12 protein-coding genes are annotated in these 13,787 nt (G+C 54.0%); 2 read left to right on the plus strand and 10 right to left on the minus strand.

The window, feature by feature from the left end; all coding sequences use genetic code 11:
- Positions 1-324: 324 nt before the first annotated feature.
- Together ihfB and KGA97_RS11260 are read left to right on the plus strand one after the other, a co-directional pair.
- Positions 325-618, plus strand: coding sequence for an integration host factor subunit beta (gene ihfB / locus KGA97_RS11255; RefSeq protein WP_008042113.1), 294 nt, complete (start codon positions 325-327; stop codon positions 616-618).
- 21 nt (positions 619-639) lie between these two features.
- On the plus strand, positions 640-879 hold the full coding sequence (locus KGA97_RS11260; RefSeq protein WP_192226150.1) for a lipopolysaccharide assembly protein LapA domain-containing protein: 240 nt from the start codon (positions 640-642) through the stop codon (positions 877-879).
- Positions 880-979: 100 nt separating this feature from the next.
- On the opposite strand, the gene KGA97_RS11265 is transcribed toward KGA97_RS11260, so the two are convergent.
- The 10 genes from KGA97_RS11265 to wecB form a co-directional block, all read right to left on the minus strand.
- Positions 980-1,993: an MraY family glycosyltransferase gene (locus KGA97_RS11265; protein ID WP_008042115.1), complete on the minus strand. Its 1,014-nt coding sequence runs from the start codon at positions 1,991-1,993 to the stop codon at positions 980-982.
- Positions 1,990-2,949 carry a UDP-glucose 4-epimerase family protein gene (locus KGA97_RS11270; protein ID WP_223480788.1) on the minus strand — a complete coding sequence of 320 codons (960 nt, stop codon included), beginning with the start codon at positions 2,947-2,949 and terminating at the stop codon, positions 1,990-1,992. The genes KGA97_RS11265 and KGA97_RS11270 overlap by 4 nt, the downstream gene beginning before the upstream one ends.
- A gap of 2 nt (positions 2,950-2,951) precedes the next feature.
- Positions 2,952-4,130 carry a glycosyltransferase family 4 protein gene (locus tag KGA97_RS11275; RefSeq protein WP_008042130.1) on the minus strand — a complete coding sequence of 393 codons (1,179 nt, stop codon included), beginning with the start codon at positions 4,128-4,130 and terminating at the stop codon, positions 2,952-2,954.
- Positions 4,131-4,137: 7 nt separating this feature from the next.
- Entirely contained in the window at positions 4,138-5,784 is a 1,647-nt protein-coding gene (locus tag KGA97_RS11280) for a heparinase II/III family protein (RefSeq protein WP_223480789.1), read from the minus strand.
- Between the two features lie 55 nt (positions 5,785-5,839).
- Positions 5,840-7,678: an asparagine synthase (glutamine-hydrolyzing) gene (gene asnB / locus KGA97_RS11285; RefSeq protein ID WP_008042146.1), complete on the minus strand. Its 1,839-nt coding sequence runs from the start codon at positions 7,676-7,678 to the stop codon at positions 5,840-5,842.
- Entirely contained in the window at positions 7,678-9,225 is a 1,548-nt protein-coding gene (locus KGA97_RS11290; RefSeq protein WP_223480790.1) for an O-antigen ligase family protein, read from the minus strand. Before KGA97_RS11290 ends, asnB begins: the two co-directional genes overlap by 1 nt.
- A 21-nt stretch (positions 9,226-9,246) precedes the next feature.
- A complete protein-coding gene (locus tag KGA97_RS11295) occupies positions 9,247-9,708 on the minus strand; it encodes a serine O-acetyltransferase (RefSeq protein ID WP_223480791.1) in 462 nt (153 codons plus the stop codon).
- A 2-nt stretch (positions 9,709-9,710) separates the two neighbouring features.
- Positions 9,711-10,955, minus strand: coding sequence for a hypothetical protein (locus tag KGA97_RS11300; protein WP_207285330.1), 1,245 nt, complete (start codon positions 10,953-10,955; stop codon positions 9,711-9,713).
- Positions 10,956-11,099: 144 nt separating this feature from the next.
- Positions 11,100-12,365 (minus strand): UDP-N-acetyl-D-mannosamine dehydrogenase, encoded by a 1,266-nt coding sequence (gene wecC, locus KGA97_RS11305; protein ID WP_008042168.1) that lies wholly within the window; start codon positions 12,363-12,365, stop codon positions 11,100-11,102.
- Positions 12,366-12,368: 3 nt separating this feature from the next.
- Positions 12,369-13,502 (minus strand): non-hydrolyzing UDP-N-acetylglucosamine 2-epimerase, encoded by a 1,134-nt coding sequence (gene wecB / locus KGA97_RS11310; RefSeq protein WP_223480792.1) that lies wholly within the window; start codon positions 13,500-13,502, stop codon positions 12,369-12,371.
- Between the last annotated feature and the right edge of the window lie 285 nt (positions 13,503-13,787).

Consider the following 13,787-nt stretch of genomic DNA (forward strand, 5'->3'; position numbering starts at 1 on the left):
GTTCGGGGTTGGGGTCGGGGTGGGAGAAGTGTCACAAACGCGCTGCCAAGGAGTGCAAGGGCGCTGGCTACAAGGTGGTCACGAGATCTGATGACGCCAAAGACGAAGATGAGTATCCCTTTGGCTTCAACCCGGCAGGTTATGTGACACGCACCATGCTGGTTATCTGCAGATGAGCAGGTCGGGCTTGATCAGGCTTCTGTTCTGAAATCGGCATCCCATTGCTGGCGAAGATATGTCAAAGCTCGGGCTGTTCAAATTCCTTCGGGCATGCTAAAACCTTTGAAGCGCTTTTCCTAGCTGCTTGAAAAAGAAGGGAAAAATATGACGAAGTCGGAGTTGATCGAACGAATTGTCACCCATCAAGGGCTGCTCTCATCAAAGGATGTGGAGCTGGCTATCAAGACCATGCTTGAACAAATGTCCCAATGTCTGGCCACCGGTGATCGCATCGAGATCCGTGGATTTGGCAGCTTCTCCCTGCACTACCGCGCACCGCGCGTAGGCCGCAATCCGAAAACCGGTCAGTCCGTGAGCCTTGACGGCAAATTCGTTCCCCATTTCAAGCCGGGGAAAGAGTTGCGGGATCGGGTAAATGAAGAAGAGGAAGAAGTTTGAAATCCAGACAGGGAGGGGCTCATGAGTAGCTTGAAGCGCGTGCTGGTTATGGTCGTTCTACTGTTGCTGGTGCTGGCGATACTGGCTTTTGTGCTTGAGAACCAGCAGTCGGTTTCCTTGCTGTTCCTTGGATGGGCTGGGCCGCAGCTACCAGTTTCCGTTGTCGTGGTGGTTTCATTGCTGATAGGGATGGTCGCAGGGCCTGCGATTGGCTGGATCGTTGGTCGCACCGCAAGAGCGCGGCGCAAGCGTCTGGTTTGATCTACAACGATGGAAGCGTCACCGGTTACTTCCAGTGGTTGGCCGGAGGAGGGGGCTAGTGCCATCCCCCATCCCCCATCTCCATTTTCTGACTCGGCTGTTAAGCCTCTTTTTCCCCAGCCTTGAACTTGACGGCTAAAACTACCAACGGCAGATAAGCCAGGCACACTCCCGACAGGCCATCCAGTTTGCCGCTCCCGACCACCAGGGCGATCGGTAACAGCCAGCACAGATTGATCGCTGCGACCGTCAGGGTGACTGGCAAGTGCTTGCCAAACTGGCGGGAAGCAAATTGATAGGCATGGCTACGGTGGGCTTCATAGACCTTGTCACCCCTGAACAAGCGGCGAAGCAGAGTCCACGTAGCATCAACAATGAATACGCCGAGCAAAATCAACCAGCTCCAGAGAAGCTGTGGTGCCGTCCAGGCAGCCTGCAACGACAGTACCCCCAAGGTAATGCCCAGGAAGCCGCTGCCGGCATCACCCATGAAAATCCGCGCCCTGGGGAAGTTCCAATACAGGAAGCCTGCTACCGCAAAAGCCAGTAACAGAGGCAACAGCGCCGCCAGTTCATTCCCCGCCAGCCAGTACAACAGCGCACCGCTCAGGCATACACAGATAGCTTCGACACTGGCAATGCCGTCAATCCCGTCCATAAAGTTGTACAGGTTCAGCAGCCACACCAGATAAACGGCAGCCAACGCATGACCGATCCATCCCAGGTCGAGCGCGAATCCAAACAGTGTCAGCGGCGGCAAGCCACCTATCCAGAACAGCGCCCAGGTGGCTGCAATGAAGTGGCCCAGCAAGCGCCAACGAGCGCTGATATGGCCGTGATCATCCAGAAACCCCAGTACCGCAATACCGACGCCTGCGCCCAGTAATGCCCAGGTCAGAGGCCAGGCAACGAAGCCCAGACTGGCCGTCCACATCAATGCCAGCAGAAAGCTCACTACGATCGCTACACCACCACCTCTTGGTGTCGGCACGACGTGCGAGCTGCGCGCATTCGGTATGTCGATCAGGCTTCGAGCCAATGCGTACCGGCGCAGGGCGCCAGTCAGAAAAAGTGCGACAACGGCCGCAGCCGGTAACAGCCACCACATATTCATTGAGTGTGTAGTTCCAAAAAGTGTTTAGCCGTGTTGCGCAGCGCTTCGTCGACGCTGACCGGCGGTTTCCAATTCAATAGTTCACGAGTCTTGCTGATATCGACCTGAAGTGAACCGCACAAACGCTGGGCCAGTGCTTGCTTGCCCAGGAGTGTCGCGCCGGTTTCAAGCATCCAGCTCGGCACCGGCAGCAAGCGCGCAGGCTTGCCCAGGGCCGTCGCCATTCGACGCAACAACATGGTAGTCGAAAGATCCTCACCATCACTCACGAGGAAGGTCTGGTTTGCTGCTGCGAAGTGCTCGGTGCACGTCACAATCAGGTCAACCAGGTTATCCAGGGCAACGAGGCTGCGTTGGTTGTGAATGGCGCCAAACGGCAGGGGGACGCCTTTGTCCAGCCAGCGCATCATGCTGAGGAAGTTGGCTCGCACGCCAGGCCCATAAACCAGCACCGGACGAATAATCACCACTTCCATGCCGGTTTCAGCCGCCAGCGCTCTCAGGGCATGTTCCGCTTCCATTTTGGAAATGCCGTAAGGGTCGCTTGGCGCCTCCTCTCCATCGGCAACGTAAGGCTTGCCGAGAGCCGTGCCTTCGCCATTGACCTTGATTGAGCTGAGAAAAATGAAGCGCTTGACCCCGGCGTCAGCGGCCTGCCGAGCCAGATTGAGCGTTCCTTCGACGTTAACCTTGCGATATTCGGCAAGGGGGTCGGAGGATTCGTCACTCATGACGTGTACGCGAGCAGCCAACTGGATGACCAGATCCTGGTCCTTCAACAATCCCTGCCAATCCTGATCGGCCGACAGCCCATTGACCAGGCTCTGTGTCACACGCGAGTCGAGATCAACCTTCAACTTGCGTACGGCGGCGGTAATTTCGTGGCCACGCTCAAGCAACGGAGCGACCAGCCCGCTGCCGACAAAGCCGCTGGCCCCTGCCAGAAGAATGCGCATGATTAACGAGCCTCCTTCAGGGAAAGAATGTCTTGCGACATTTCGCGCATGATATTGCCGCGGGCAAAACGCTCGACGAAGGCATGCCGCGGGCTGGTCAGAATATTCAGGTTCTCGAAAGATCTGGTTGCAGCATCCACATCGCAAGGTTCGAAGACGGCTGTATTTTCGATATGTTCAGCGACAAAGCTTGCCGCGTAACCCGAAATACCGGCCCAGATCGGTTTACCCAGCGCGGCGTATTCAAACAGTTTGGACGGCAAGACCTTACGGAACGCGTCGTAGTCATTGAGGTGCAGGAACAGCACATCTGCCGACTGATAGACCTGAATCAGTTCATTGCGCTTGACCGGGTTCAACAGCTCAACGTTAGTGCAGCCGGCTGAACTGATAGCCTCCTTCAGGTGAGCGAGTCTCCCTCCATCACCGATCACTCGAAATCGCAACTTCCCCTCAAGGCGTTTGGCTAGCGCAGGAATGATCGTGTGCAGCCCTTGGCCTTCACCGATGTTTCCGGCGTAGACCACGTCCAGGACCGGATTCAGACTCGCAGAGCTCTCGACAGGCTGGACATCCAGGAACTCGTCATCGATACCGTTTGTGAACAGCGAGTAGTGCTGGTCCGGATACCGGGATTTGAAGTAAGGGAGAAAACCGGCGGAAACCAGATTGACCTTCTTGGCCGACTTGATGGTAAAACTTTCAAGTAGCGAAAGCATGGGCTTGAGCAGCCAGATCAGCTTCTTCGGCAGAATATCCTTGATCGTGTCGACAAAAATATCGCGAATGTCCAGATAAAGCGGAGTCTTTTTCTGGCGGGCGATGAGGGCGCCCAGCGACGCGGTCATCAGGCGCGAAGAGGTCGCATAGATAAGGTCATATTGTTTGTTCTGAACAATTTTGCGCACGCCGTTCGCGTAAACCAGAAAAGCCTTGGCTTGATCTGCCATACCGCTTTTGTGGGCCGGCAATGCGATTCGGCGAATGGTCAGGCGAGGATGCTCTTCCAGTTCCGGCGCTTCGCTGCTGAACGAGCTGTAGCGGTTTGGCAAGGTTGTAATCAGCTCGATATGCGCGTGCGCTGGCAGTTTCTCGAGAAGCGCCTTTACCAATGCCGTCGTACGAAACGATCCGGCAGATAAATCAGGCTGGTAGTAAAAGCTCAGGATTAAAAGTTTCAAATAAACCTCACCAAGTTATACGGGTGGTCAGCGTGTTCGACGACAGCTCAGCGACGATGCACTGGTTCGGAACAGACTTGCCAAATTCTGGATGCCACGTTGAAGTAACTACGTTGATCTTGGTTGCACCCTCCAGGAAAACGGAAGCAACCTGGCCGCCGGGAAGGGTGATCGTCAATTGCCCGCCATTTTGAACAACCAAGGCCTCGGGGTGTACAAAAAACCTGGCTTTCGCTCGGTTAAAACTTCCTGTGAGCGAATCCGTGATCTGCAACTCGTCAACTTTTGCGAGCCATTCACGGGTGTGCAGGTTTTTCCCTTTCAAACGCTTGTAACCATCATGACTACAGCGGACGCGGACGATGCCATCGGCCTGGTCGAACGTATCCAGCGCAACACGCGCACGCCGGGCAACCCTGAAGCCGGCCCAGACTTCGGAGGAACTCTCGCCGTCCACTTCGACGGTGTTGTGTGCTGCTGTACTGCGTTGGCGGTGACGTTCGGAGTCTTCGCCGTACTGCGATGTTCCGGAGTTAACGAAGACGCGCTGACCAAAGAGGCTGAGTTCGAAACTCAGGGTATCGGCATGGGTATGCCCCGGTTGGTAGTCGGGGGCCACCTGCGCAAGGTTCAATAGCGCCTTGCATTGATTGCCAAAATCAATCGAGACGTAGCCGCTTTCGACGTGATGTTCGACCGAGACAGTAGTGGCAGTGCTGTTTTTTTGCTCTGGCAGGCAATTGAGCAGGCGTGCGTACGTTTCGATATCGTGCAGCGCGGGAGCGATGCCGAACGCCGAATCGTTAAAGAAAGGGATGCCACCGTCGGGGTGCTGGAGGCTGCGTAGCCAGACGATGCCTCGTTCGACAACGTGCTTCCATTCGTCCAGTCGGTTTCTTAGTGGTGCAAGTTTGGTATGGGTGGCCAGGTTCACCAGGTCGCACATGTCCCACAGCAGGGAGGCGTGGTACATGGGGGACAATTCAAAGTGCGCGCCGTCCGCCAGAAACTGCTCCTTGACCTCGCTATCCAGAATCTCCAGTCCCAGCGACTGCCAGCGTTCAGCATGAGCGCCTTCCAGGAAGGTGCCGGCAAACACGAGCGCCTTGCCGTTCACGAACAGATGGTTTGCCAGGATGTGATATTCCACCTGTTCGGACAGGGCATGGGTTTGCATGGCCAGGCTGTCCAGCCAATTGCCTTCCAGGCTCGGCTGTCTCTGCAGCCACTTCACCAGGTTCACGATGCGCAGAGAGAGCGTATAGGGTTCCCATCCGCAACCGCCGAAGGGAGGGTTATTCACAATCCAGCTGTTGACCAGGCGGGTGTCGAATGCAGTGGATGCCTGGTCGGATGCTGCCAAATGGTCGAGGTAATGCAGGTTGTATTGCCAGATTTTCGGGAGTGTCGTGTTGCTCCACTCGATGGGCGCTTTCATGCCCATGAAGTCGAACTGCTCGTCCGTCGTAAAGCGGGACGCACTCCAGCCAGGGGCTTTTGCCAGATCAAAGGCCGATCGCTTGCCGAATCCGGTTGCCGTAAAGGGTTTTACTTTGGCGAAACGGTAATAGATCCGGTAGAAAATCTGCTTCAACCGTAACATTTTGGCTGTGTGGTAGAGCTTGAAAAGCCGAGATGTCAGCGCATTGCCCATAAAAATCACTTAAATAATGAAAGATGTCGTCGTTTACAAGCGGACCTGGAAGCTTTTACGCAAAGTTCAGTTTCAACCAACGTTCAAAGTACAGCACCTGCCACAGCTTGTACGTGTTGTTGATTGCGCCCGAAAAATGATTCGTCACCAGCTTTTCCACTTCTTCGCGCTCTAGATACTGATAAATCCGCTCGAACTCGCTGAGCAATCGCTCCGCCCCTATCCGACGGATAATGCCGTCGAGGGGAGGGTTGAAGCCGGTTTTCGGGCGATCCACAAGAGCGGCTGGAAGCAGGCTTTTCAATAGGCTCTTCAGAGGGGCCTTTGGCGCGCCATCCTTCAGCAGTTCTGCACTTGAGGTGGCGAAACCATTAGCAACGACTCGCTCATCGAGCAAAGGCACACGCAACTCGATACTGGCGAGCATGCTCGCTTTATCGGAAACACTGAGGTTGTGGCTTAGAAAGCCTGTCAGGTCAAAGTGTTGTGCACATTTTACTTTGTCTGCGGGATCGCCCTTGTAATTGACGAGCACGGACTCAAGGCGTTGCTTGTAATGCTGTTCCCGTTTCGAGTAATCGGGGAAAAAGCCTTTCAACTCCTGCCTGGAGAAATATCCCAGCATTCGTGAATACGCCAAAGGCCAGTAACTTTCCTGGGCATAGGACACCAGTCGTTCGAATTTTTTGTCGAGCTGCTTGGGAAACAGCTTGAATTTCAGCAGAGCATTCAGCACTGGGTAGAGCCGCCGAATCAGCCCGTGATGCTTCAGGACTTTGTAGCGTGGATAACCGGCGAATGCCTCGTCCCCACCCATCCCGCTGAGCATTACGGTGTAGCCGCTCTTCCTGGCTTCTGTTGATAACCGATAGGTAGCCCAGAATGTGTAATCGGAAACCAGCTCTTCCGTATTCGCTGCGACGAAATCGATCGACTCGAACACGTTGGTGTTCGAATCGAGAATCTCTGTCACCACAAGTTTCTTGCCCAGGTGTTCAGCGATATCAGCCGAGAACTTCATATCGACAGCAGAATCTTCCGTCGCTTCGTACTTGGCGAAGAACAGATCTGCCTCACCCGTGTAACTGGCCAGAATACTGGAGTCAGCGCCGCCACTGAAAAATACGCCAACCGGAACATCCGCCTCCAATTGCCGTGTCACCGCGCTGCTCACATCTGCGGCGAGGTTTTGCTCGGTCTTGAAGTTCATCACGGTCTGGTAACGCTGGGTCTCGCAAGCGCCCGTGAGCAGATCGAACTCAAGGTAAGTCCCGGGCATCAATTTTTTGATGGCTTTGTAGCCGGTGTTCGGTTCGTAGAGGAAACCGTTATTGAAGAACTCGAAAACGTCATCGTGATCAATATCGGCGGTGACCTCCGAATAACTCTTGAGGCCGCGTATTTCCGAGCAGGCGTAGATGCCGTTCGTGCTGGAGTAGCAGTACACAGGCTTGATCCCGATAACATCTCTTACCAGGAAGAATTTATTTCTGGCTTCATCCAGGATGACAAAAGTGAACATGCCTTCAAGCAGTTTGAAAGCGTGTTCCTTGTGCTCAACATAAAGCTGAAGAATGACCTCTGTATCCGAGGTGCCCTTGAATGAGTAGCCTTTTTCGATCAGCTGATTACGCAGTTCATGATGGTTGAATACCTCACCATTGAATACGATGCTGACGCCATTGCCGGCGAACATTGGCTGACTGCCGGTCGGCGAAAGGTCCAGGATGCTGAGCCTGTTATGTCCGAGGCCTACCTGGTAGTCCCCGACACTGGCGAAGTAAGTACCAGACGCATCCGGGCCGCGATGTTTGGTGACGGCCAGGCTTGATTCCAGCTGGCTCTGAACTCCGAGGACCTCGCGTTTAACAGCAAAAAAACTTAGGCCGCACATTATACAGATAGCTCCACATTTTTTTGATCGGCAGGCTCATGCCCAACAGGCTTTTCTTTGGTTTGAGTCGAGGCCGTGTGTGAATGTACGGCATGGGCGCTAGACGCAGGGTTCTCTCGGGACCACTTATGCGCGAAGACCACTCCCCAGGCAGCAGCAAGCAACAGGTTGAACGAAATCAGACGGAATACCGCGAAAAACAAACCATAGACCGCCAGTGTCATGACGGCTGCACGAACAACTGTTAAATGTGCAGACTCAGATCTGAGGGACGTAAGACGATAGAGAACGGGGCCTGCGATGACCAACGAATAAACCAGAAAGCCCAGCAGTCCGCCAACCATCAGCATGTAGAGCGGCCAGTTGTGTATGTACGCAACCATCTCGGTGAAGGAGACACCTTCAGAAGTTTCCCAGCGCATTCCATGCTTGATACCCATCCCGTTGCCCAGCACTGGATGGCTCAAGAACATTTCCCAGGCGATTTTGTATTCTTCAAGCCGGGACATTACGTTGAAGTCACCTTTTCGTTTCCAGGCGGCCCCCGATAACAAACTCAAGCGTCCGAGCCAAACCTGATCCATGCCAGTGGAAAAGATGAATGCAACGCCAAATACGCCCTGAGTGGCCAAATTGGCCGACAACTTCACGCGCAAGTTTTTATGGGCGAAAAATGCATAGAGCGAAAAGAGCAGCATGACCAAAAGGGCGCTGATCAGCATGCTTCTTGTGAAGGTGATCAGTACGGCTGCCATGCAAAGCATGGCCACCAAAGCGCCGACAATAGTAATCCGCCGGTCTCGTGCCAACGTGCTTACAACGAACCCCACAACCATGCCGACAGGCAGCAACGCATCTGTTGCCTGTGCCAGCAGCATGGTGATCCGGTCGCGCATCGGCCCCATGGCGTTGACGTTGTTCAAGGCCGCTTCTTGAGAGATTTTGACTTCCTCTCCGTTAGTCAGGATGAGCCAGTACGGTTGCCACATGTCGTGGTAGAAGTAGTAGAAAACGATGTAGCCGGCGGTCAGGAAAATCAGGGTTCCCACTGAAGCGCCGACCCAGCGAATCTTGCTTTCGTCACCGCTGACCAGTGCGCAGACAGGTATCAGTGCATATATAAACAGAAAGGGAATGACGCCCCTGATCCAGTCCAGCATCGGCACATGATTGTGCATGGCCACGGCCAGGTTGATGCTCAATATTCCCGCGCCTATAAGCAGCGGGATACCGAAAAGGCGCAGTACGGACCTGATTCCGCAAGTGCGAAGCAACTTGATCAATGCAGCAATGAATATCACTGCCAGCAAAGCGGCGAACGATATTTCTTGAGCCCCTACTGACGGTGGGGCCGGGCGCAAGGCAAAGGCCAGCGGGAATAGCGCCAACAGGCCCAGCCAAGGCGAAATAATGGCCGTCAGCACAAGCAGGGAAACACCAACAATGCCGGTGTAGAAAAGAACGCCAGGATCCTGCATAAGCAGAATGGAAATGCACGCGGCCGCTGCAATTGCCATGCTGTTTTTCATGCAGTCGTTACTACTCATTGCGATACTCCGTTCGCCATTTCAGGGGCGTATAGCTTTATAGTCTACAGAGGTCTGTCCAATCACTCGGGCTGGAATGCCGACAACGATTGAATTGTTGGGTATGTCTTTCAGTACTACGGCCGATGCTCCAATCTGGCAGTTATCCCCGATTGTAATATCGCCAATGATCTTTGCACCCGCACCGATGTAGCAGTTGTCTCCAATCACCGGGCACTTGTTGATCTCGCTGGTGACATAGCCTTCTGCAGCACCAATCGTAATTCCTTGGCCTAATACACAGCCCGTCCCGACTTTAGCGTTCGCGTGAAGTACGACACCAATGGCGCCGTAAGCGAAAATGGTGCCTTTTCCAAGATTGGCGGACACCGGAATGTATGAATTGAACAAAAGAAAAATCAGGTTGCGAATCAGGCCAGGTACGACGGGTACACGACGCTGATAAAACCAGTTTCCTACGCGATACAACTTAACTGCGTTCATTGTCAAAACCTCAAGGTGCGAAAGTCAGCCGGACGAAGCCGAAGTATCCCAACCGCAATGATCAAAAGAGAAAGCATATAAAGAACGCCCCAGATCAAATTGACGTCTTTCAATACGATTGCGAAAGGGGAGAGTACAGAGACCCAGAATATGACCGGTAGACGGATTCCTGGTCGGCACAGCAAGTGCAAAAACAATAAATAGGCAGAGAACCCAAGCGCATAAAACAGTTCTGCCTGTTTCAGGCCTTGAACGAACAGGATCATCCCGGCCACAGCCAGTGCGCCCAGGACGAGGTTGGCGATGATTACTTTACGATGAAGCCCGGAAGCAACGAGATACCTTTCTGTCACCACGGCCCAGTACAGGACTGGCAGGCAAGGAAGCATCGCCAGGTAAGCGGAGTATTGCGGGAACAGCCATCCCATCGCATAGCCGGACAAGCCAACCAGTGCGAAGTAGAAAAGGGCGACGGACATGATGATTCTGTATTGCTCTTGACGCTGCCCCCCGGAGACAAACGCAACAAATACAGCCCTGACATTTATAGGAAACAGGCTCGTCGCTGACTGAATGATCGACACGATCACCCGGAAGAGTCCAAGGTCCCGAACGGGCAGACTCTTCGAAAGAATGTAGGGCAGGATATTGGTAAACAGATTGAAGACCAGAGTGATGGATACCATTCTAGGCAACAAAAACAAGACGTTCTTGCAGGTGGACAATAACTGCCTGCCCACTGGCAGTTTTGCGCCATGGCTAAACAGCACCGCCACGGCAAACAGGCACGGTATCAAATTCGTCAGCAGCAGAATGTCCACGATACTCAGCGGCAGGATCTGTTGATAACTGATGAACAAGAGGACGAAAAAAACACACAGGAAGAGAACGAGGTATCCGACTATCCAGCGTTGCAAACGTAGCCCGAACAGGGAAAGCAGGCACGCTGAGCTGAGCAGCATGACACTCAGCAATAAAGGATTACCGATGTCGTCTACCAGGCTGACCACACTGAACAGTAAAAAAATCAACGTCGCCATAAATAATGAGGTGACGAGGATGTACTCGGCTTCGACACTGGCAATAAGCTGCTCGTTAACGATGTCGAGAAGTTTTTGAAATAAAAATACAAGCACATTGGCCTTGATGAACGCGCCATACGCATCCAGTCCATACAGGCCAGGAATAACAAAGTTTACAACCAGGCCACTTATCAGCGTCAGCACCTGAATTAGTAGATTGACCATGCCGGAACCTCTTAAACCTCATCATGACAAATTCGAGCACACGATCATCTAGAGTAAAAATCGCTGTCGCTTTATAGCGCAAAAAAATCAGGTGAGTGTATGACCCACCTGATTTCTGTACGCAATCAAGTTACCCCTGATTTTTCAGGTCCAGACTCCGCGGGTATCGATAACTTTCAGCGATGACAAGCGGGTTTTCGGGATGGTTTTAAATGCACTGTGATCTACGAGCAGAACGATGACGTTGGCCGAAGACAGGGCCTGATCGACTGGGCTCAGGGTTGCGATGCCTTCCAGGCGAGCAGGGAGGCGCTCGATGTTCGGCTCAACGGCCAGAACGGTGCCCGGATGATTTTTTGCAATCTGCACAGTGATCTCAAGGGATGGGCTTTCGCGCAGATCATCGATGTCCGGCTTAAACGCCAGGCCCAGACAGGCGACAGTGACGTCCTTCGCTGTTTTAGCCGGGTTCTCTTGCAGATACTTGCCGATTGCGAGCGCGACCTGATCGAGTACCCATTGCGGCTTGCTGTCGTTGACCTCCCGCGCGGCGCGAATCAAGCGCGCTTGATCCGGTGTCTTGCTCACGATAAACCAAGGGTCGACAGCGATGCAGTGACCGCCTACACCAGGGCCAGGTTGCAGGATGTTGACTCGCGGGTGGTGGTTTGCCAGGCGGATCAGTTCCCATACGCTGATGTCGAGCTTGTCGCAGATGATCGACAGTTCGTTGGCAAAAGCGATGTTGACGTCGCGGAAGCTGTTTTCGGTCAGCTTGCACATTTCTGCAGTGCGCGCGTCGGTGATGATGCATTCACCTTCCACGAACGTTTTATACAGACGCATTGCAGCATCCGAGCACTTGGCGGTCAGGCCGCCGATGATGCGGTCGTTCTCGATCAGCTCGCGCAGCACGTGACCCGGCAAGACGCGTTCAGGGCAGTGTGCAATACGAACGTCAGAGTCTTCGCCATGCGTTTGCGGGAAGCTCAAGTCCGGACGCGCTTCAGCCAGCCATGCGGACATTTGTTCGGTTGCGCCGACCGGAGAAGTCGATTCAAGGATGACCAGATCGCCTTTCTTCAAGACTGGAGCGATGGCTTTGCTGGCTGACTCGATGTAAGACAGGTCCGGTTCGTGGTCGCCCTTGAAAGGGGTCGGTACCGCAATAAGGAACGCATCGGCCGGTTCGGCAGTGGTGGTTGCGCGCAGATAACCTTCGGTTACCGCTGCCCGCACGACAATGTCCAGATCCGGTTCGATGATGTGAATTTCACCGCGATTGATCGTTGCAACGGCGTGAGGATTAACATCGACGCCTATGACTTTTTTCTTGCGTGCGGCAAAAACTGCGGCAGTGGGCAGTCCGATGTAGCCGAGGCCGACTACGGAAATGGTTTCAAAGCTCATAGGTTAGCCTCTTTTAAATTGGGAAAGAGTTTCAAGAATCCGCGCGCACGCCTTGCCATCACCGTAGGGGTTGTGAGCGAAGCTCATCTGGCTGTAAGCGTTGGAGTCCGTCAGCAGGCTGCGCAAGTTGCTCGTGATAACGTCGATGTCAGTGCCAACCAGTTTGACAGTGCCTGCCTCGACGGCTTCCGGGCGTTCAGTGGTGTCACGCATGACCAGAACGGGTTTGCCCAGCGAAGGTGCTTCTTCCTGGATGCCGCCCGAATCGCTGAGGATCAGGTAGGAGCGGTCCATCAGGTACACAAAAGGCAAATAATCCAATGGTTCAATCAAGTGAACGTTGTCGATGCCGGCCAGGAGTCGATTGACGGGCTCGCGAACATTCGGATTGAGGTGGACGGGGTAGACGATTTCGACGTCGGGAAATTCTTTCGCCGTCGTGAGCAGTGCCTGGCAGATTTTTTCAAATCCGTCACCGAAGCTTTCGCGGCGATGGCCGGTGACCAGGATGATTCGCTTCCCTTCACCCAGGAAGGAGAATTGTTGGTGAAACTGTTGCTGCAGGGTGGCGCTGTTTTTAATTCTCGCCACGACGTCCAGCAGGGCATCGATCACTGTGTTGCCCGTGACGTGAATGCTTTGAGCGGCTACCCCTTCCCGGAGCAGATTCTGACTGGAGGTGTCTGTCGGGGCAAAGTGCAGGGCTGCCAGAGCGCCGGTCAACTTGCGGTTGGCTTCTTCTGGCCAGGGCGAATAGAGATTGCCCGTGCGCAGGCCGGCCTCGACATGAGCGACAGGGATCTGTTGGTAGTAGGCCGCCAGGGTAGTGGCGAACGTGGTAGCAGTGTCGCCATGCACGAGGACGATGTCGGGCTTGAACTCGGCGAAGACCGATTTCATGCCTTGCAAAATAGTGGTGGTGACGTCCGTCAAGTCCTGGCCAGACTTCATGATGTTCAGATCGAAGTCAGGCGTGATCTCGAAAAGATTCAGTACCTGGTCCAGCATCTCGCGATGCTGGCCGGTTACACATACCTTGGCTTCGAAGCGTTCGTCCGCCGCGAGGCTTAACGCCAAAGGGGCCATTTTGATTGCTTCGGGGCGCGTGCCAAACACACACAAGGTTTTCAAAGTCATAGCTACACCGCTATTAAAAAATAAAAAAAATTATTGCGTGCACAGGCCTATCACGCGAATGAGAGAAGGGCGAATTCGATTGGTTTTTGCACTGTTTCCTTGTGCTGCACAGAACCGCTATTTACCGCTAACGGAGTAGCGGCGCAGGCACGCAGGGTTTTGCCGGGAGTCTGATCCACAAGCAGCCCGGTGTGCGGGCGCAGGATCATTGTCTGGCGCAGATTGTCTCTGGTTGCCAAGCGGCCATCGCCGAACCCTTCCAGTATCAGAGGAGCAAAAAACATG

It is taken from the genome of Pseudomonas sp. BF-B-15, assembly GCF_019946675.1.
In the GTDB taxonomy this organism is placed as follows: domain Bacteria; phylum Pseudomonadota; class Gammaproteobacteria; order Pseudomonadales; family Pseudomonadaceae; genus Aquipseudomonas; species Aquipseudomonas migulae.

Excerpts from the sequence above, each read along its gene's own strand:
- ihfB (WP_008042113.1), top strand. The coding sequence starts at position 325 with ATGACGAAGTCGGAGTTGATCGAACGAATTGTCACCCATCAAGGGCTG.
- KGA97_RS11260 (WP_192226150.1), top strand. The coding sequence starts at position 640 with ATGAGTAGCTTGAAGCGCGTGCTGGTTATGGTCGTTCTACTGTTGCTG.
- KGA97_RS11265 (WP_008042115.1), bottom strand. The coding sequence starts at position 1,993 with ATGAATATGTGGTGGCTGTTACCGGCTGCGGCCGTTGTCGCACTTTTT.
- KGA97_RS11270 (WP_223480788.1), bottom strand. The coding sequence starts at position 2,949 with ATGCGCATTCTTCTGGCAGGGGCCAGCGGCTTTGTCGGCAGCGGGCTG.
- KGA97_RS11280 (WP_223480789.1), bottom strand. The coding sequence starts at position 5,784 with ATGGGCAATGCGCTGACATCTCGGCTTTTCAAGCTCTACCACACAGCC.
- asnB (WP_008042146.1), bottom strand. The coding sequence starts at position 7,678 with ATGTGCGGCCTAAGTTTTTTTGCTGTTAAACGCGAGGTCCTCGGAGTT.
- KGA97_RS11290 (WP_223480790.1), bottom strand. The coding sequence starts at position 9,225 with ATGAGTAGTAACGACTGCATGAAAAACAGCATGGCAATTGCAGCGGCC.
- KGA97_RS11295 (WP_223480791.1), bottom strand. The coding sequence starts at position 9,708 with ATGAACGCAGTTAAGTTGTATCGCGTAGGAAACTGGTTTTATCAGCGT.
- KGA97_RS11300 (WP_207285330.1), bottom strand. The coding sequence starts at position 10,955 with ATGGTCAATCTACTAATTCAGGTGCTGACGCTGATAAGTGGCCTGGTT.
- wecC (WP_008042168.1), bottom strand. The coding sequence starts at position 12,365 with ATGAGCTTTGAAACCATTTCCGTAGTCGGCCTCGGCTACATCGGACTG.
- wecB (WP_223480792.1), bottom strand. The coding sequence starts at position 13,502 with ATGACTTTGAAAACCTTGTGTGTGTTTGGCACGCGCCCCGAAGCAATC.